This window comes from Pacificibacter marinus (genome assembly GCF_900109555.1).
GTDB classification, from domain to species: Bacteria; Pseudomonadota; Alphaproteobacteria; order Rhodobacterales; family Rhodobacteraceae; genus Celeribacter; species Celeribacter marinus_C.
Genome location: NZ_FNZV01000002.1, coordinates 42,655 through 61,867 on the forward strand (window position 1 = coordinate 42,655; position 19,213 = coordinate 61,867).

The following is a 19,213-nucleotide window of genomic DNA, read 5'->3' on the forward strand; positions in this document are numbered from 1 at the left end:
CACAAATGATGTTTGTATTATAAAAATCATAATTGCCAACGGGGAAAATATTGTGCTGACGTTAAGCCGAATTAGTCGCTCTTACGGCGACACTGTCGCTTTAGATGGTGTTGATTTCGTCGTGCCAGACGATACCTATATGTCCCTTTTGGGCGCGTCTGGGTCTGGTAAGACGACGCTTTTGCGTTTGATCGCAGGGTTTGAAGAACCAGATCACGGTGAGATTTCGATCCATCAAACGCGCATCGATGGGCAAGCGCCACATCTGCGGGATATTGGATTTGTCTTTCAGAATTTTGCGCTGTTTCCGCATTTGAGTGTTGCTGACAATGTCGCCTTTGGTTTGCGGTATCGCGCGAATAAGGCGCTGAACAACGACACTGAAATCAAGGATCGTACCCAAGAGGCCTTGGTACTCGTGGGTCTAGACGGCTTTGGGCATCGCGGGGTCAGTGCGATTTCGGGCGGCCAGCGTCAAAGGGTCGCGCTTGCACGTACATTGGTTTGTGAACCGCGTATTGTGCTTTTGGATGAACCGCTCGGGGCGCTTGATGCGAACTTGCGCGCACGCATGTGTGATGAATTGCGTGCAATCCGCCAACGTCTTGGCGTGAGTTTTTTGCACGTGACTGGATCAGAAACCGAAGCGTTGACCATGGGCGATGAAGTCGCAGTTCTGGCCAATGGTCGGATCACGCAGTCTGATACGCCTGATACACTTTTCAGCCAGCCGCGCACGGCCGAAGCCGCGCGCCATATGAATGCATGGAACACCTTTGATGGGACGTTATGCGACGGCATGTCTGTGAAGGGTGAAATCGCTGTGCGCTTTGACCAGATGGATGTCAGTGCGCAGGGTAGGGCGCCGAAAGATCACCTTAGGGTGCACGCGCAATATTTGACGGGCGAATTTAACGGCCCGACTGCTTTGTCATTCTTTCGGGCCGCAGATGGCACGCTTTTACAAATTATCGACCATCTGAGCCAGCCACGCCTGCCGGATCTCATCGAAGGGCAGCACTATGATCTGCACTTTCCTTCCAATGCCTTGCGCCAATTTCATGGAGCTGTCTGATGTCTGCATTTTCGACTGACACCCTTGCCACCTCAGCACAGACCGCTGAATCGCCTGCGTTGATACGCGAACGCAAAGATCGCCGCCGTGCACTTGGGTTGCTGACACCCGGTTTGATTTGGATGGCCCTGTTCATGGTCTTGCCCATGGTTATGGTTGTCTATGTATCATTCTGGACGCAAACAACTTTTGCGGTAAATTCCGAGCTAACCACCGCAAGCTGGGAACGCTTTTTAAGCTCGCCGACCTATTTAAGTGCGATTTGGACGACGCTGCGCATCTGGCTTATCGTTTTGGTTTTGACCATTTTGGTGGGCTATCCCGTAGCTTTGTTTATCGGGCTTTTCGTCCGGAATAAGACCATTCAAACAGCACTTTTGGTGGCCTGTGTCATCCCGTTTTGGACGTCCTTTTTGATCCGCGTGATTGCGTGGCGTCCGATGTTGGGCACAGAGGGCGCGATCAATACGATCTTGCTTAAGCTTGGCGTCATTTCCGAACCGCTGACCTTTCTGCTGTTCTCTGAGTTCTCCGTTCTTGTTGGTATGACCCAGATTTACTGCGTGTTCATGGTGGGGCCGATCACCTTTATGCTGGGACGGATCGACATTTCAGTCATCGAAGCTGCACGTGATCTTGGTGCCTCCTTTGGCACCGTGTTCCGCCGCATCATCCTGCCACTTTCATTGCCAGGCGTCATGGTCGGTTCGATCTTTGTCTCTGTCATGGTGCTGGGTGAATTTGCCACTGCCGCGTCTTTGTCAGGCAGAAAAGTCAACCTTTTGGGCAATATCATCGTGAGCCAAGTGGGTTCGCTGAAATGGGCCTTTGCCGCTGTTGCAGGGGTCGTCTTGACCATCATCATCACCGCTGTGATCGCCTTGGCGCTGCGCCTTGTCGATTTGCGAAAGGAAATGTGAGCCATGCAATCTGGTATCTTACGCCCCGCTCTAGCAACCTATACTGCCCTGTTCTTGTTGTTTCTTTATGGTCCGATGATCGTTCTGGCGATCCTGTCCTTTCAAAGTATTGATGGGGGGCCACAATTCCCGATCCGTGATTGGTCGACATATTGGTATCAGCATCTTTTAGGACTGGCGGAAAGTTCACGCGTGTCACAATTGCCCGTTGGTGAAAGCCTTGTGCGATCTATGATGCTGGCCTTTATGACGACTGTTGTCTCGACAATATTGGGCGTGATGAGTGCTGAGGCGTTTCGCACAAAATTTAAAGGGTCAGGCCCTGCCTTTTACCTGATCATTCTTGGCATGATGGTGCCGGGTGTTCTGGTCGGCCTTGGGATGGCGCTTTTGTCGAATACGCTAGGCATTGGCCGCGCATGGTGGAGCACTTCTTTCGTACTGCATGTGGTCTACACCTACCCATTCGCGTTTCTCATCATGCTGGCGATCTTCAACCGCTTCGATCGTACGGTCGAGGAAGCCTCACTTTCCTTGGGTGTGACGCCTGCGCAAACCTTTCGTCGTGTGACCTTTCCGATCATCTTTCCCGGTGTTCTGTCAGCCATGCTGTTTAGCTTTACGCTGAGCTACGATGAATTTGCCCGCACGCTGTTTACGGCGGGGCGTGATCTGACTTTGCCCCTGTCGATCTACGGCACATTCTCAGTCGAAATCTATCCGAACCTCTTTGCCTTTGGCGTACTGACAACGCTGTTCAGCTTTACGCTTTTGGTCATCTACGGCCTCTTGATGAAGCGGTTTACAGCCAAGGCATCGCGCTTTAGCGGGCAGGAGGATGCGGCATGATTGCTCTTATCACAGGTGCGGGATCAGGCATCGGGGCCGCAATCGCGATGCGCCTTGCCCAAGATGGCCATGTCGTCGCCGTCAACGATTTGACGGTAGAGGGCGCGCAAACAACGGTCGAACAGATCAAAGCCGCAGGCGGCGATGCGCGTGCCTATGCTGCGGATGTGAGCGATGCGGATGCGGTGGCTTTGATGGCCGCAAATATTGCGCAAGAGTTGGGGATGCCCGACATTCTGGTCAATAACGCAGGCTTTGGTCATCAAGCGCTGTTTGGCGATATTTCACTTGAGATGTTCGATAAAATCTTTGCGGTGCATGTGCGCGGGAACTTCTTGTGTACGCAGGCATTCCTGCCCGCGATGCTTGAAAAAAAGCACGGCCATATCATCAATATTGCCTCGCAACTTGGGCAAGTCGGTGGTGTTGAACTGACCCATTATGCGGGCGCAAAAGCTGCTGTGATCGGCATGACAAAATCCTTGGCCCGCGAAGTCTCTGCACGGGGCGTCCGCGTCAATGCTGTGGCCCCCGGACCAATCAACACACCACTGGTCGAGGCGCTTTCTGAGGATTGGAAGGCCGCAAAACAGGCCGAGTTGCCCTTGGGACGCTTTGGGGTGCCATCGGAAGTGGGCGGGGTCGTGTCCTTTCTTGTTTCTGATGATGCCGCGCTTTTTGTCGGTCAAACGCTTGGGCCAAATTCTGGCGATGTGATGCTGTGAAATATGCGCCAAATAGAGGACGAAAAAATGGATAAACGAGTTGTATTGATCACGGGCGCAGGGATCGGCATTGGCCGCGCAAGCGCTCTGTGTTTTGCCAGCCTTGGCGACCACATTATCGTGACAGATGTTTTGGCGGATGAGGGCAAAGCTGTCGTTGCTGAAATCGAAGCGCAAGGCGGCAGTGCTGAATTTCACCCGCTAGATGTGCGTTCAACCGAACAAGCTGACGCGCTGGTTTCTGATCTGAATGCGCGCTTTGGCGGTCTTGATGTGATCGTCGCAAACGCGGGCGTTGCCTTGCGGGTGCCGATGTCTGAAATGACCGATGAGAAATGGCACAATACCATCGACATCGATCTATACGGCATGATGCGCGTTATTCGCCCCGCTTTGCCTACCATGAAAGAAGGGGCGTCGATTGTTTGCCTTAGCTCGATTATGGGGTCGCATTATGGCTGGGACGAACATGTGCATTACTCGACGGCGAAAGCTGGCGCTATTGGTTTCGTGCGGGCATTGGCGGTTGAATATGCAGCAAAAGGCATTCGCGTAAACGGTGTTGCACCCGGCTATATCCGCACCGCTCAGTTGCTGAACCCCGGTCATAGCCTTGGGCCTGAGGCGGCAGATATTGCCTCGCCTTACATCCCGATGCAGCGCCTTGGGGATCCTTCTGAAATTGCCAATGTGATCAAATTTCTTGCCTCAACAGATGCGTCTTACCTGACAGGGCAAGTCGTCACCGTTGATGGTGGGCTGACCCCCGGTCGGTACTAGGTCTCGAACAAAAAGAGGCGGCCAACGCCCTTTATCTTTTTCAACACTTTTACAATCAGGGAAAATACCCATGACACAGAACTCAAATCGTCGAAGCTTTTTGAAATACGGGGCCGCTGCTGCGGGGGCCGCAGCCCTTGGAACAGGGATGCATCCTTGGGCGCGCATGGCCTATGCTGCCAACCTTTCTGAGCAAGAATTGCGCACGACGGGTCTGTCTACGACGGTTCAAGATCGCATTCTTGAAATGTTTAAATCTGCCTCAGGTGTCAGTGCTACATCAGGGACGCCGTCAACCTATCCTGATGCGCAAACCAAAATCTTGTCTGGGTCTTCAGACTATGACGTGTGGGAAATCATCGCCGAGCGTCTGCCTGCCTTGATCGCGACAGATAACGTCGAAACCATTCCTGCCAGCGAGATTAGCAATTGGTCGAGTATCCGCGATACCTTTACCACGGTTGATCCTAAATGGGCTCCAAGCGCACAAATCTCTGGTCAAATCTGGGCTGACGATGCGCAAAGCGAACTCTACATGGTGCCTGCCGTCTATAACTTCGACTCTATCGGCTACAATCCTGACGTTTTGAGCGAAGAAGAAGCCAACACTTGGACAGCGCTTTTCGACGAGAAATGGAAAGGCAAATCTGGCCTTAACGTCGATCCGCTAATCGCAATCGGTCAAGCTGTTTTGGCGATGAATTCCTTAGGTTTGCTTGAAGCGAAAAACCCAGGGAACCCGACAAAATCTGAAATTGATGAAGCCGCGAAATTCTTGATTTCCAAAAAGAAAGCGGGTCAATTCCGTGCGCTTTGGGGTGACTTTGGCGAGCTTGTAAACTTGATGGCTTCTGGCGAGATGGTTGTGTGTGACGCGTGGCAGCCTGCTGTCATGGCGGTCAAGGCACAGGGCAAACCAGCCAAATACGCCAACCCGAAAGAGGGCTACCGTGGCTGGGCGATTGGTCCATCGATGCTTAAAGGGTCGCCAAACCGCGAAGCTGTGATCGCCTATGCAGATTTCTGGTTGTCAGGTGAACCTGGCATCGCAGTCACCGAGCAAGGCTATTACTCACCGTCCAAAAATATCAAAGATGTTATGGATCCTGAGAAATACGCATTTTGGTACGAAGGTGCGCCTTGGACTGGCCCAGCTGAGCGTGGCATCAATCCGGGCGATCTGCGTGATGGTGGCTCACTTGCTGAGCGTTCTTCTAACGTCGCTTACTGGCACCAGTGGCCAGATGAATACGATCACCTGATCCAGCGTTGGGATGAATTCCTAAACGCATAAAGCAAGCGAGGGGCGTGCGGATGATCCTCCCCGCCGTGCGCCTCTCACATGTCACTTTTAAATGAAAGCTGATCGTTATGGTCTATGATCTCGAGCTGAATTCTGTCGGCAAAACATATCCTGATGGCACTGTTGCCGTATCCGATTTCGACCTACAGGTTGAAAAGGGGGAATTCGTTGCCTTTTTAGGGCCAAGTGGCTGTGGGAAATCCACAACGCTGCGCATGATCGCAGGCTTTGAGGATATCACCAACGGTGATGTCATGATGATGGGACAAAACGTAACCCACTTGCCGCCTGAGAAACGCCCGACGTCTATGATTTTCCAAAACTACGCGTTGTTCCCGCATATGTCGGTGCGTGAAAACGTGGCCTTTGGTCTTGATGTTAAAGGTATGCCCAAGGTTGAAAAAAACCGGAAGGTCGATCGCATTCTTGATATGTTCGACCTCGAACAGTTTGCCGACCGCAAGGCCGATATGCTGTCTGGTGGGCAACGCCAACGCATTGCTTTGGCACGCGGACTGGTTGTTGAACCAGAAATCCTATTGCTGGATGAACCGCTCGGGGCGCTGGACGCTAACCTGCGTCGCATCATCCAAAACGAATTGAAGCTGCTTCAACGCGAGCTTGGGATCACCTTTATCTTTGTTACCCACGCCCAGTCCGAAGCGCTTGGATTGTCAGACCGCGTGGTTGTGATGTCAAATGGGGTGGTGGAACAGGTATCTTCGCCAAAAGACCTATACCGTCGCCCAAATACACCTTTTGTGGCGGATTTCATTGGCTCGAATACGTTAATCGAAGGCACGCCCAAAGGCGCGTCAAGCGCAGGTTTTGGTTTGATTGACACACCTTACGGTGTTCTCAAAGGGGTTGGCAAAGGCGATGAAACGATGGCCGTTGTACCTGCTGAAGCGTTTCGGATTTCCCCTCAAGGCACGCCTGATGAAATCAGTCTCAGCGGGACACTCAGCAGTCGTCAATTGATTGGGTCAGTCGGGCATCTCAAAGTGCGCCTTGATCAGGGTGGCGATGATGTGTCCGTCGAAATCAGCGCGGACCGTGATGATGTGCGCGCGCTTGTGCCCGGCGCACCTGTGACCCTTGGGGTCGACCCGACTTCTATCACTCTAATTCACACTTAATGACTTAAAAGGAGGCCTTTACAATGGCAAAAGAAATTCTCGTTGGTTTCGGGGTTGATGTGGATGCTGTAGCTGGCTGGCTCGGCTCATACGGCGGCGAAGATAGCCCGGATGATATTTCGCGCGGCATGTTCGCAGGCGAAGTTGGGTCAATGCGCTTGCTCGACCTGTTCGATAAACTGGACATCAAAACCACTTGGTTCATTCCAGGCCACTCTGCGGAAACATTTCCAGAGCAAATGGCCGAAGTTGCCAAGCGCGGTCATGAAATTGGCATTCACGGGTACAGCCATGAAAACCCAATCGCCATGACACCTGAGCAAGAAGAAGCTGTTCTTGATAAGTGTATCGATCTGATCACCGATTTGTCTGGCAAACGTCCAACAGGTTATGTGGCGCCTTGGTGGGAATTTTCAAATGTGTCCAATGAGTTGCTTTTGAAAAAAGGCATCAAATACGATCACTCATTGATGCATAAAGACTTTGAACCCTACCGCGTGCGGGTTGGCGACAAATGGACCAAGATCGATTATGCAGGCAAGCCAGAGGATTGGATGAAACCGCTGGAGCGCGGCGAAGAAACCGATCTGATTGAAATCCCAGCCAACTGGTATCTCGACGATCTGCCGCCCATGATGTTCATCAAAAAATCGCCAAACTCCCATGGCTTTGTGAACCCACGTGACATCGAACAAATGTGGAAAGACCAGTTTGATTGGGTCTACGAAAACATGGATTACGCTGTGTTTCCGATCACCATTCACCCCGATGTCTCAGGGCGTCCACAGGTTTTATTGATGCTTGAGCGGTTGTTCAAACACATCGCATCTCATGAAGGCGTCAAATTCGTCACCATGGATGAGATGGCGGATAACTACGATAAAAAGTTTCCTCGCAGTTAAGCACTGCTTTTCAAGGCAGACGTGGGCGGTGCGCTGCCCACGCCACTCTTTTTGAGGCGGTCCCATTTTAAAGGGGCATCGCCTTTGAACAGCTAAGGTAAAAGGGACGATAGCATGTGTTCTCTGTGTGGTATTTTGGGATGTGATGATCACTGGACAAATGCAGTGGTCCGCCCGGGCGTTTATACGCGTAATCACGACACCTTGGCGCGGCGTACAGAAACAGCGCGTCGATTGAAATCTGCCAATGCTGTCTTGTCCTTTCGTCGCCTTAAGTTGGATGTCTGGCAAGGGCGCTCTTATGTGGTCGCCTCGCCAACGGGGGCCTCAAGCGTGTTCGAAGCTCTTTCGCATCTTTGGCCCGAAGCCGAAGCTCTTGCAGGTCGCGAATTCGACCCGTTAGATGATACCTTTATTGAATGGATGGAAGGGCAGGCGCTGTCATGACACCCGTTATTTTACTCACAGGTTTTTTAGGCTCTGGAAAAACAACACTGCTGCAACGCTTGTTGCGTCACCCTTCGATGGAAGGGACAGCGGTGCTTGTGAATGAGTTTGGTGAAGTGGGGCTGGATCATCATTTGCTGGATCAGATTGATGAGAATGTTGTTTTACTGAAATCGGGGTGTATTTGTTGCACCGTGCGCGGCGAAGTTGCCGACGCGCTGGCCAATTTGCATTCGATGCGCACGCGGGGTGAAATTAGTTTTGAGCGCGTCGTGATCGAAACGACAGGATTGGCCGACCCTTATCCCGTTTTGCAAACGCTCACTGCGCATCCTGTCCTGCGCTCGCATTTCAGCAATGGCGGTGTGTTGACGACTGTGGATACGGTCAACGCGGATATCCAAGTCACGCACCGCGCCGAAGCTGTGCGCCAGATTGCAGCGGCTGATCGTATCGTTTTAACGAAAACCGATCTTGCCGCTCCACAAGAGGAAGAAGCCTTGCGCCAACGGCTTTTACGCGTCAATCCTGCGGCGAATATTATCACGAGCATGTCGTCTGTTGAAACGATTTTAGCTGACTTTGGCCCATTGTCCTTTTTCACGTCAAGCAAGAGCGCCACTCAGAACCACATCTGCGGACCGGGGTGCGGGCATGATGCCCCAACCAAATGCGACAGCCTCACCGATCAACATCGCCATCACGACGAAACCTTTGGTGTCACAAGCTTTTCCCTTGAAATTGAGGGGGGTATAGATTGGACAATGTTTGGAACATGGCTTACGCTTTTGCTCCATAAGTACGGAGATAGGATTTTCAGGGTGAAGGGCATTTTAGCCATCGAAGGCGAGGCATTACCAATCGCGATTCATGGGGTTCAGCATTTAATACATGCCCCAACGCATATGGATCATTGGCCTAAAGGGATGGATCAAAGCGGGTCAAAAAGCTCGCATCTTATCTTTATTCTGGAAGACATTGAGCCTGAAAAAATCCGCCGTTCCTTTCACGCATTCATGAATGTCGACACTGTGAAGGCAGCAGCCCGATGACGAAACCCCTTCGTATTCTCACGACTGAAATCCAGCCTTGGCGCTATCTTAAAGACCGCGCAGAGGCAGATTTAGGCTTTCCCTTGGAATTTATCGAGAAAGATTTCAACAGCGCACAGCGCACGGCGGCTTTCGAACCTGCAAGCTTTGATATCTATGATCAATGTTTCCACAACCTTGATATTGTTTGGTATTGGCGTGCTGTGCAGGCAATCGATACGGCGCGCATCACTCATTGGGATCAACTCGATGAACTCGCACGGGTCTCTCCTGCGCAGGGTACAAAAGCGCTTGGTGATGTGCCTGCCTCACGGCTTTTCGTTCAAGATGATATGACACTTTCAGACAAACCAAGTGCGCAGATTTCTATGCTCCCCACCTTTTATAATTTCGATAGTTTTGGGGTTGAAACGACAGGTCTATCTCTTGCTGAAGACGCTCAAAGCTGGTCGGCTTTGGTTGACCCACAATGGTCAGGACGGGTCGCTTTGGTTGATGAGCCTGCGATCGGCCTGTTTGATTTAGCGATGGCGCTATCTTCGGCAGGGATCATGTCTTTTGAAGACATGGGCAACATGAGCGTGCCTGAAATTGATCTATTGATTGATGAGGCCAAGAGATTGGTCGCGTCTGGGCATTTTCGCCCCTTTTGGTTGCGCGCTGATGAGCCTGTTGAGCGGTTTCAAAATGGTGAGCTAAAGCTCGCTTCCATGTGGTCACCAACGATTGTTGAAATGCGCCGTAAAGGTATTCAGGCGCGTCAAGTGCGCCCAAAAGAAGGCTACCGCGCGTGGCATGGCGGTATGTGCTTGTCGCGCCAACTGGACGGCGAGGCGTTAGATCGCGCTTACGCTTGGCTGAATTGGTATCTTGGTGGGTATGCTGGCGCTGTTGTCGCCAAGCAAGGTTATTACATGTCCGTACCTGAGCCTGTGAAAGACCATATGCCGAAGGCCTATTGGGATTATTGGTATGAAGGGTTGCCCGCCACGCAGGACCTAGAAGATGTCGCGGGTCGAGTTGCGATAAGGGCAGGGCAAGTTCGAACTGGTGGGTCCTGGCGCGAGCGGGGACAACACATCGCGATTTGGAATTCAACAATGGATGAACACAATTATGTTGTGCGACGTTGGAATGAATTGGTCGCTTTCGCAGCTCAAAAGTATCGCTCAACAAAACGTGCCAGCTAAAGGTTTTTATCTATGAAACAGATCACGCTTCTTGCTACGGGGGGAACTATTGCCTCTGCTAAAAGCAAGAGCTCCGCCGCCGTCACCGCGGGCATTAATGCTGAAACCTTACTACAAAGCCTTCCTGAAATACCTAAAGGTCTTGAGGTGCAGGTCGAAAACTTTGAGTCTTGCGGCAGCTATGCCCTAAATCTTGAAACGGTGTTTCGTTTATGCTCACGCATTAATACCTTGCTTGATGCTCCCGACGTAGATGGTGTCGTCGTAACGCACGGGACAGATACGATGGAAGAAAGCGCCTTTGTTGCGTGGCTTTTGGTGCGCTCAGAAAAGCCTGTGGTGTTCACGGGTGCCCAACGTCATGCGGGCCTGTCGGATACGGACGGTCCGCGTAACATTGGCGATGCACTAAGCGCTGCGGCCAGTGATGATCTGTTCGGAATCGGGCCTGTTATTCTTTTTGAGGGCGATATTCACGGTGCGCGCTATGGCTGCAAAACGCATACATCACGGGTTGATACGTTTCGCTCGGTAGGGTTGGGCAAACTTGGTGAAGTCGATTTTGGTGAAGTGCATCTCTATCAGCGCCCTGTACATACACGCCCGCAGGTTGCGGCCCAAGCGCTTGATCCGAATGTGGAACTGATCGCGCTTGGTCTGGGAGCAACGCCAAAACTCATGGCTCTTGCGGGTGATCATGGCGCAAGCGGGATCATTTTATCCGCGTTTGGCCGCGGTAACGCACCCGATGGTTTTGCAAATGAAACAGAGCGCCTTACACAAATGGGCATACATGTCGTGGTTGCATCCCGTTGCTTTGAAGGTCGCACGCGCGCGGTTTATGGTAATGATAGCGGCGGAGTATCTCTTGTGGACAAGGGGGCTATATTGGCGGGCGATCTTTCCGCAGTGAAAGCGCGCCTTTTGCTGTCTGCTTGCCTCGGTGCGGGATATGATACTGTTCAAATCGCGCGTGCTTTTGCAGTTTAAAATATAGAACGGTGAAAACTGCAGCTGGCCTCTACCCGCGTCTCGTTAACGAGCGCAATTAGACGGCCAGCCTTACCATCTTTGCTGGCGACAAAGGTACCTAAACTGACTGAGGACGACATTAATCCCAACAGTAAGTATGTTTAAGCTGGGCGAGGGCTGATGCTTGAACAACCCCATTCGTGCATGGCCGGCAGGCATACTTTGGGCGGCGTGTAACGATCACACGGAACTGGGTGGGGACGATGTCCTATCGTTCAGACGTACGCAGCTTGCTTGCAGGCCTGCTGCGCCGACAATGGATCTATCCAGAATCGCCGCCCGACTCCCCGAGAAGAGCGCGGCAAGTGCTTCGCCTTTAAGTTCACCCAACCAGTCGGTCAGGTAGGGGCCATATCCTTACCAATTAAAACCGAGTTTGGTGACAACGCGGCGGGCAATCGCCCCAAGGTATCCGTCATAGCAGTTTTATCGCACGCTCAGAGGTGTCGCGGATATGTTGTTCGATCAAGCTTGACGCAAGATCGGCATCCCGCGCGAGCGTTGCCGTCATAATGTCGCGATGTTCTTCGAACTTGCGGCCGCCCATACCCTCAGGCGTGCGTTTGGTCACAAATCTGTATCGGTCGAGTTGGTCAAACATGATCGAACGCAGGCGGAACAGCCATTGTCCTTGGCAGGCACTAACGAGAGCTTCATGAAATTCTCGGTGGCGCTCTACCCATTCTGAATGACGTTCCATCCGGCGTTCCCACGGCAGCCCTTCGATCAGGCTGAGACGATGGTGGACGGCCACGATGTTGGTTTCCCAATCTTCACCGCCATGCTCAATAGCCTCGCGCACGGCACGCTTTTCAAAGTTGATAAAATGGTCGGTTATCTCGAGCAGCTCTTCCGCAGAGACCGGCGCAACCCTAAAGCCTTTGCCTGCCTCCACGGTTACGAATCCCTCGGAGGATAACTGCGAGAGAGCCTCGCGCAGGGTCCCGACGCCAACGTCGTAGCGCTTTGTCATCTCTGCAAATTTCAGCCGTGCTTCGGGTGCGAACTCACTGCTGACGATGTCTGTGCGTAAGCGGGTCAGGACATCGCGGTTCTCGGCCCTGTCTCGGGTCAAGGATTGGCTAATTGTCGGATCCAAACTGTTTGGCGGCACATGGCTCTCCTATCTTAATCAAACATTTAGGTAGCGTGCATCCTATGCCCCGACCGACCTTCACTACAAGCTTTCGAATATCCCAAAAATTCGACACTGACCACAACTTTCGAAATTATAGGTGTATTTCAGATAACTTCAATGTAGTCGTAGGTGATGAATTGAAGAAGGGTAATCGATGAAGTTTGTCTCTTTCTCACACAACGGAACGCCCTCATGGGGGTGTGTTAGAAAACAGGATCTGTATGATCTGGGCGCACGCTTGGGCGGCCAATTCCCTGATCTTAAATCTTATATTTCAGCCGGCATGCCGCGCGATGACCTTGCGGATCTTGGTGGCGCTGACTTTGCTCTTGCGGATGTAGAGCTGGAACCGGTGATTCCGAATCCCGACAAGATTGTACTGGCCGCGATCAACTATTGGGAGGACAATACTGATCCGGACAAGGTCCCAGACTATCCTGTGCTGTTCTTGCGCCTTCCATCTTCACAGATCGGCCACGGCGCGCCCCTGATCCAACCAAGGTCTTCGCAAAAGCTGGATTTCGAAGGTGAGTTGGCTGTGATTATTGGCGAGGGAGGACGACACATCAGTCCGGAACACGCCATGGGTCACGTGGCAGGCTATTCCATTTACAACGATGCCAGCGTTCGGGATTGGCAAAAGCATTCTCATCAATTCACACCCGGCAAGAACTTTGTCGGAACCGGCGCGTTTGGCCCTTGGATGGTGCAGCCGGCGGATCTGTCAGGCCTTGAAAAGGGCTTGGCCCTCACGACCCGTGTGAATGGCGTGGAAAAGCAACGCACCGATACTTCGCGGATGATCTTCGATATCCCTTATTTAATTTCCTACATCTCGACTTTCGCGCCGTTGCAGGCCGGAGACGTGATCGTCACCGGCACCTGCACTGGCTTCGGTATCACCCGCGATCCCAAGGAGTTTTTGGCGCCGGGGGACGTGGTGGACGTGGAGATTGAGGGAATCGGCGTGCTTTCTAACGCCGTCGAGGCCGAAAGCTCGGCGTGATCTAACGCGCAGCAGACCTCGTCGCGGTCAGATATTATTCTACAATTGTAAAAGTTTCGAAAATATCTTGCATATCCGAAAATGTATGTTACCCATTTGTTAACAAGTGTTGGAGGAGTGTAGCCATGGGCTATCTGGTGAACTCGATGGGGCACGTTCAACTGAACGTCGTTGATATTGAAGCTTTGGTTCGAGAATCGTGCGATGTTCTCGGATTGCGCGTGACGCGGGAAGAAACAGACTGCGTCTGGTTGTCCTCAAATGGGCGCAAGGCAGAGTTGGTGCTGCATAAGTCTGGCGAGAATGCGATGCGGTCTCTCGGGTTTGAGGCGGTCTCGGAGGCCGCTGTGGCAGAGGCGGCCAGCCGTGTCGAGGAGGCCGGTTGTAAGCTGATCTCTAACGAGCCAAGCTTGGATTGTTGTGTCGCGGGCATGCAGTTCGTCACTCCGCAAGGCCACACGTTCGAGCTTCACAGTCCTGTCGAGACAGAAATCTATGGCAACCGCCACCCGACCCCGGGCATGGCGCCCTTGCGGTTGGACCATGTTAACATTCTCTCTCCGGAGCCTGCGGAAACTCGGGGCCAGATGGAGAAGATATTTGGCATGCGTCTGTCCGAGCGGATGGTCGATGATGGCCTGAACTGGATGCGCGCCGCGAACCGACTGCACCACATCCTTGGCATTGTTAAGGGAGACATTGGTCTTCATCACTATTCTTGGGAAGTGGCCGAATTCTCGAGCTACTGCCACTTGGGCGACCGCCTCGACACGATTGGCAAGAATTTCATCTGGGGCCCAGGGCGGCACCGGCCCGGTGACAATACGTTTGCATATTACATCGACACCTGTGGTGCGATGGTTGAACTCGCCGGAAACATGGCTCTGATCAATGATGACGACCGCTATGAGCCGAACATTATCACCGCTCTCAAGCGACCCGAAAATGTCCGTGTGATGAATGTCTGGGGGGAACCTGCACCGCTGCCGTGGCGTGAGCATCATTTCCCTTGGTCGGCACCTACGGTCTAAAAAGGAGAGACGTTTCATGTTGAAAATCGGCATCTTAGAAGGCTCCTTGCGGAGTGCATCCCTATCCCGCGCAGCAGCACGGGCAACGGCAAGCCTGTTGCCGGATGGCGCGCAGGCGGTGGCCCTGCCCAATCCGGGCACTCTACCTCTGTTTAACCAAGACGTGCTGGACGCAGGCATGCCAGACACCGTTGCATCACTCATGTCCCAAGTCGAAGGCATTGACGCGTTGTTGATTGTGACCCCTGAATACAACTGGTCCATCCCCGGCGGTCTAAAGAACGCAATCGACTGGCTGTCACGAAAAAACCCGAGTCCCTTGGCGCACAAACCGGTTTCGATCTGGAGCGTCTCGCCCGGCCTTCTTGGTGGTGCACGCGTCCATGAAAGCCTGCGCCAGACACTTTTGTCGCAGGACATGATCGTGATGGCCAAGCCCGAGGTGCAGATCGCAGGGGCCATAGGCAAACTGGATGTGGACGCAGGCGCCACCACCAACCCCGAGACCGAAGCCTTTCTGCGCGGTCACCTCTCTGCCTTCACGGCATTTTGCAACACATGGACCGCGACCTGAACGCAGCCCCGACCTGACTTGAAAGAGGCATGACCACATGGAACAGCAGCATACCTTTATGTCCGATGGCTTGAAACTCTCTGGCGTGCTTCATGTGCCCAAGACCCGCAAGCCCGGTGAGCGCCTGCCGACGTTTATCGTTCTTCATGGTTTCGTGGGCACCAAGGATAAATCACACGTGGAAATCATCGCCCGCATGATTGCGGACCTTGGATACTGTGTGTTCCGTATGGATTTCCGTGGCTGTGGCGAAAGCGAAGGCGCGCGCGGCGAGGTCCGGTGTTTCGATCAGGTGGCTGACACGCGCAATGCCGTCACATTCCTGTCGGGGCTCGAAGAAGTCGATCCGGCGCGCATCGGTGTCACGGGACACAGCTTTGGCGCGGCGGTTGCGATCTTTTCAGCCGGTGTGGACGAGCGGATTGCCTGCGTCATGTCGTTCTGTGGTTGGGGCGACGGAGAGCGCAAGTTCCGCGGCCAGCATCCGACGCCGGAAGCATGGGAAAAGTTCACAGGCATTCTGGAAAAAGGCCGCAAACACAAGGCCGAGACTGGCGAAAGCATGTGGGTGTCGCGTTTCGACGTGGTGCCGATCCCGCCAGAACTGCGGGTCAACCTGTCGCCAAAGGCGCAGTTCAAGGTTCCAGTGGAAACCGCAATCAGCATGTATAACTTCCGTGCTGATGACGTTGTGGCCTCTATCGCACCGCGTCCGCTGCTGTTGTTCCATACGGCCCACGATGTGATTACGCCGATGGAGCAGTCCATCCGGCTGTTCGAAAAAGCCGGCGCGAATGCCGAACTTATGATTCCGACCGGCATGTCACATTTCCCCGTGTCAGACGAAGACCGCCCACACACGCAAGCCTTGGTCGAGGCTTGGCTGAACAAGTTCTTCCCCGTCCAGCTAAGCGACGCGTCATGAAATTGTTGGATGCGCAGACCCTAAAGGCGTATGCCTCGGCCCTTTTGCAGGCGGGTGGCTACGCATCAGCGCACGCGGAGCGCACGGCCGATATTCTGGTGTGGGCTAATGCGCGCGGGGCGAATTCCCATGGGGTGCTGCGCATACCGCGCTATATTGAGATGGTTGAGACGGGGCTGATCAACCCAACCGCCGTGCCTAAGTTGGAAACCCGTGACGGAGCCATTGCCGTTCTAGATGCAGCAAAAGCACCGGGCCCTTCTGCGATGGTCGCGGCAATGGACACGGCAATTGGCCTTGCCGAGAAATTCAACATCGGCTGGTGTTCCGCGCGCGATATCACACATGCTGGGGCTGTCGGATACTTCGCGTTACGGGCCGCAGAGCGCGGCTACATCGGCATCGTTATGACAGCATCTGGCCCGCTTATGGCCTACCATGGTTCAAAGGTTTCTGGGTTGTCGACCAACCCGATATCTATCTCCGCGCCGTCAAATGACCTGCCCTTATTGTTGGACATGTCCACGTCCACCGCCGCCTTGGGCAAGATCATGCATGCCAAGGATGCCGGCACCGCGATCCCGCCGGAATGGGCGATTGATGCAAATGGCAATCCGGTGACGGATCCATCACGGGTCGCGACTTTGACACCGCTTGGCGGCCCCAAAGGATCGGGCCTGTCGCTGATGATCGAAGTGCTGTGCAGCGTGCTGGTGGCAAACCCAGTTATCTCGACCGTGCTGGGCGGCGGCGAGGGCGCGATGAATGGCGCGGCGCTGGCGATAAAGATTGACGCCTTTGGGGCACCAGATGTTTTTGCAAATCAGATCGCGGAGCTTGGACAACGGTTAAAGGGCCTACCCAAGGCCCCTGGCACCGAGGAAATCTTCATGCCCGGTGAACGCGGTTTTCACATGTCGAAGGCGCGGATGCAGGCAGGCATCCCCTTGACCGACGGCACGTTAGATCGGCTGACGGCTTTGGGGGACAGGCTCGGCGTGGCGCAACCAGAGACAATGCAGATCGAATAATGAGAGACAGCAGAAAGTAACTAAAGAACTGGCAATTCGCGTTCTTGGGAGGGAACCTTGGCAAACATTGAGGATCATGGAGGACAGAGCAAAGCGGCCCGCGCTGTGAGCGGGGGCGTGCTTTTGGCGGCTGGTCTGGTTATTTCGTTTTTTGCTTGGGGCTACCCAACGGGGTCGCTTAATCAGATGGGGCCCGGCTTTTTCCCGCAGACCATCGGAATTCTGATTTCCCTTCTCGCCGTCACCATTTTGATCGTTGATCTGCGCCACCCTGCGTTGGAGCGCCCTAGCGCAATTCAGTGGCGGGGTCTTTGCTTTGTCTCGGTGGGTATTATTATCTTTGCCTTGTTGGTCGAGCGCGCGGGACTTGTTCCGTCGATGTTTCTGGCGGTTGGCGTTTCGATGTTCGCCGATGATCAGGCCAAGCCGCTGACCGTGTTGATCTATGCAATTACCGCGGCGGCTTTGGGCTGGCTTTTGTTCCTTGTAGGGCTTGAGCTGCCAATTCCAGCGTTTTGGAGGTTGTAATGCTGGATCAATTCATCCTTGGCCTCTCGGTTGTGATGCAACCCAACGTTTTAATCTACGCGTTTTTCGGCGTATTTCTAGGACAGCTTATCGGGGTTCTGCCTGGTGTCGGGGCGATCACGGCGATTTCGCTGTTGCTGCCGGTGACGTTTTACCTTGATGCCACCACGTCGATGATCCTGCTGGCAGGCATTTACTACGGGTCCCAATACGGCGGCTCCATCGCGTCAATCCTGCTGAATTTGCCAGGAACGCCGTCCTCGGTTGTGACCTGTCTGGAGGGCTACCCACTTGCCCAGAGTAACCGTGCGGGGCTTGCCCTATTCGTTGCGGCTTTTTCATCCTTCTTGGGGGGTATGGTCGGAGTGGCGGTTCTGGTTTTGGCCGCGATTCCGATGACGGTGATCGCTTTAAAATTTGGCGCGCCTGAATATGCGATGCTTGTTATCATCGGGCTTCTGGCGGCTTCGATGATCGGGACCGGATCACAGATCAGATCGCTTGCGATGGTTGTTCTTGGCATTGCGCTGGGCTTGGTTGGTGCGGACGCGACAACCGGATACTATCGTTTCGTTGCGATGCCTGAACTCGCCGATGGCATTAGTCTTGTGTCGCTCGCGATGGGCCTTTTCGGCGTGAGTGAAGTCATCCGCCACGCCTCGCGCCGACCTATGCGCGGTGCAGCTCCACTGTCCGTAAGCATGCGTGATGTCATCCCGACACGCGCACAGGCCAAGTCGCTGGTCTTTCCGATTGTGCGCGGTTCAAGCATCGGTTCGTTTTTTGGTGCCCTACCTGGGACAGGAGCTGCGATTGCGTCCTTTATGGCGTATGCGATTGAAAAGCGGTTTTCACGCAAGCCTGAGAAGTTTGGCACGGGGCATCTGCCTGGCCTTGCGGCCCCAGAGTCCGCGAACAATGCGGCGTCCCAAACAGGGTTTATCCCGACCCTGACGCTTGGAGTGCCAGGTGATGCGGTGATGGCATTGATCATCGGCGCGCTGATTTTGAATGGCATCATCCCCGGCCCGCGCTTGATGGTGGATCAACCGGAACTGTTCTGGGGCGTGATCGCCAGTTTCTTTGTCGGCAACATTATCCTGCTGCTGATTAACATACCGCTGATCAAACTCTGGGTGCTGTTGCTACGGATTCCATACCAGAAGCTTTACCCGATGATCCTGCTGATGATCTGTGTTGGCGTTTATTCACATAGAACCAGCGTGACGGATGTGCTGTTGACACTGGCCTTCGGTATCCTCGGATACCTGATGAAAAACTACCGCTTTGAACCTGCGCCGGTCCTTCTGGGCTTTGTGCTTGGTCCGCTGCTTGAGGATAATTTCCGCCGGACAATGTTGCTTTATGGTGGTGATTTCACAATTTTTGTAACCCGCCCGATCAGCGCTGTTTTGTTCGTCTGCTCAGTTATTTTGATCGTTTGGGCTCTTTGGTCATGTCTATCACTACGACGGAAAGTCGCGCGCACGTCACCATGAGCGCGGCACACCTTATCGAGCCTAGGGTGAAACTTGAAAAAAGGGCTCAACAATTGGGAGGAAACCA

20 protein-coding genes and 1 pseudogene are annotated in these 19,213 nt (G+C 53.6%); 19 read left to right on the top strand and 2 right to left on the bottom strand.

What is annotated here, in order from left to right:
* Window positions 1-52: 52 nt before the first annotated feature.
* The 12 genes from BM025_RS03385 (at window position 53) to BM025_RS03440 (ending at window position 11,372) form a co-directional block, all read left to right on the top strand.
* Entirely contained in the window at window positions 53-1,075 is a 1,023-nt protein-coding gene (locus BM025_RS03385; RefSeq protein WP_085847923.1) for an ABC transporter ATP-binding protein, read from the top strand.
* The gene (locus tag BM025_RS03390) at window positions 1,075-1,995 is read left to right on the top strand and encodes an ABC transporter permease (protein ID WP_085847922.1); all 921 of its coding nucleotides are present in this window, start codon (window positions 1,075-1,077) and stop codon (window positions 1,993-1,995) included. Before BM025_RS03385 ends, BM025_RS03390 begins: the two co-directional genes overlap by 1 nt.
* A gap of 3 nt (window positions 1,996-1,998) precedes the next feature.
* Entirely contained in the window at window positions 1,999-2,844 is an 846-nt protein-coding gene (locus BM025_RS03395) for an ABC transporter permease (RefSeq protein WP_085847921.1), read from the top strand.
* Entirely contained in the window at window positions 2,841-3,569 is a 729-nt protein-coding gene (locus BM025_RS03400) for an SDR family NAD(P)-dependent oxidoreductase (protein WP_085847920.1), read from the top strand. The genes BM025_RS03395 and BM025_RS03400 overlap by 4 nt, the downstream gene beginning before the upstream one ends.
* 27 nt (window positions 3,570-3,596) lie before the next feature.
* Window positions 3,597-4,349 carry an SDR family NAD(P)-dependent oxidoreductase gene (locus BM025_RS03405; protein WP_085847919.1) on the top strand — a complete coding sequence of 251 codons (753 nt, stop codon included), beginning with the start codon at window positions 3,597-3,599 and terminating at the stop codon, window positions 4,347-4,349.
* A 70-nt stretch (window positions 4,350-4,419) separates the two neighbouring features.
* A complete protein-coding gene (locus BM025_RS03410; RefSeq protein WP_085847918.1) occupies window positions 4,420-5,643 on the top strand; it encodes an ABC transporter substrate-binding protein in 1,224 nt (407 codons plus the stop codon).
* Between the two features lie 77 nt (window positions 5,644-5,720).
* Complete coding sequence (locus BM025_RS03415) at window positions 5,721-6,791, top strand: ABC transporter ATP-binding protein (protein ID WP_085847917.1); 1,071 nt, start codon at window positions 5,721-5,723, stop codon at window positions 6,789-6,791.
* 23 nt (window positions 6,792-6,814) lie between these two features.
* Entirely contained in the window at window positions 6,815-7,693 is an 879-nt protein-coding gene (locus BM025_RS03420) for a polysaccharide deacetylase family protein (protein ID WP_085847916.1), read from the top strand.
* Between the two features lie 114 nt (window positions 7,694-7,807).
* A complete protein-coding gene (locus BM025_RS03425) occupies window positions 7,808-8,140 on the top strand; it encodes a hypothetical protein (protein ID WP_085847915.1) in 333 nt (110 codons plus the stop codon).
* Window positions 8,137-9,192 carry a CobW family GTP-binding protein gene (locus BM025_RS03430; RefSeq protein WP_085847914.1) on the top strand — a complete coding sequence of 352 codons (1,056 nt, stop codon included), beginning with the start codon at window positions 8,137-8,139 and terminating at the stop codon, window positions 9,190-9,192. Before BM025_RS03425 ends, BM025_RS03430 begins: the two co-directional genes overlap by 4 nt.
* Complete coding sequence (locus tag BM025_RS03435) at window positions 9,189-10,382, top strand: ABC transporter substrate-binding protein (RefSeq protein WP_085847913.1); 1,194 nt, start codon at window positions 9,189-9,191, stop codon at window positions 10,380-10,382. Before BM025_RS03430 ends, BM025_RS03435 begins: the two co-directional genes overlap by 4 nt.
* A gap of 12 nt (window positions 10,383-10,394) precedes the next feature.
* A complete protein-coding gene (locus BM025_RS03440; RefSeq protein WP_085847912.1) occupies window positions 10,395-11,372 on the top strand; it encodes an asparaginase in 978 nt (325 codons plus the stop codon).
* A 145-nt stretch (window positions 11,373-11,517) separates the two neighbouring features.
* Here the strand turns inward: BM025_RS03440 and BM025_RS19090 are convergent.
* Both BM025_RS19090 and BM025_RS03445 read right to left on the bottom strand, forming a co-directional pair.
* Window positions 11,518-11,622, bottom strand: a pseudogene (locus BM025_RS19090) (IS66 family transposase zinc-finger binding domain-containing protein); the annotation flags it as partial.
* 207 nt (window positions 11,623-11,829) lie between these two features.
* Window positions 11,830-12,528 (bottom strand): FCD domain-containing protein, encoded by a 699-nt coding sequence (locus tag BM025_RS03445; protein ID WP_085847911.1) that lies wholly within the window; start codon window positions 12,526-12,528, stop codon window positions 11,830-11,832.
* A 178-nt stretch (window positions 12,529-12,706) separates the two neighbouring features.
* Between BM025_RS03445 and BM025_RS03450 the strand changes: the two genes are divergently transcribed.
* From BM025_RS03450 to BM025_RS03480, 7 genes are all read left to right on the top strand, one after another.
* The gene (locus BM025_RS03450) at window positions 12,707-13,558 is read left to right on the top strand and encodes a fumarylacetoacetate hydrolase family protein (protein ID WP_085847910.1); all 852 of its coding nucleotides are present in this window, start codon (window positions 12,707-12,709) and stop codon (window positions 13,556-13,558) included.
* 146 nt (window positions 13,559-13,704) lie between these two features.
* Window positions 13,705-14,589, top strand: coding sequence for a VOC family protein (locus tag BM025_RS03455; protein WP_211753555.1), 885 nt, complete (start codon window positions 13,705-13,707; stop codon window positions 14,587-14,589).
* Between the two features lie 16 nt (window positions 14,590-14,605).
* Window positions 14,606-15,163 carry an NADPH-dependent FMN reductase gene (locus tag BM025_RS03460; RefSeq protein ID WP_170842105.1) on the top strand — a complete coding sequence of 186 codons (558 nt, stop codon included), beginning with the start codon at window positions 14,606-14,608 and terminating at the stop codon, window positions 15,161-15,163.
* Window positions 15,164-15,200: 37 nt separating this feature from the next.
* Complete coding sequence (locus BM025_RS03465; RefSeq protein ID WP_085847907.1) at window positions 15,201-16,088, top strand: alpha/beta hydrolase; 888 nt, start codon at window positions 15,201-15,203, stop codon at window positions 16,086-16,088.
* The gene (locus tag BM025_RS03470; protein WP_085847906.1) at window positions 16,085-17,119 is read left to right on the top strand and encodes an Ldh family oxidoreductase; all 1,035 of its coding nucleotides are present in this window, start codon (window positions 16,085-16,087) and stop codon (window positions 17,117-17,119) included. The genes BM025_RS03465 and BM025_RS03470 overlap by 4 nt, the downstream gene beginning before the upstream one ends.
* Window positions 17,120-17,176: 57 nt before the next feature.
* The gene (locus BM025_RS03475; protein ID WP_085847905.1) at window positions 17,177-17,647 is read left to right on the top strand and encodes a tripartite tricarboxylate transporter TctB family protein; all 471 of its coding nucleotides are present in this window, start codon (window positions 17,177-17,179) and stop codon (window positions 17,645-17,647) included.
* The gene (locus tag BM025_RS03480) at window positions 17,647-19,146 is read left to right on the top strand and encodes a tripartite tricarboxylate transporter permease (protein WP_085847904.1); all 1,500 of its coding nucleotides are present in this window, start codon (window positions 17,647-17,649) and stop codon (window positions 19,144-19,146) included. Before BM025_RS03475 ends, BM025_RS03480 begins: the two co-directional genes overlap by 1 nt.
* The last annotated feature ends 67 nt before the right edge of the window (window positions 19,147-19,213 follow it).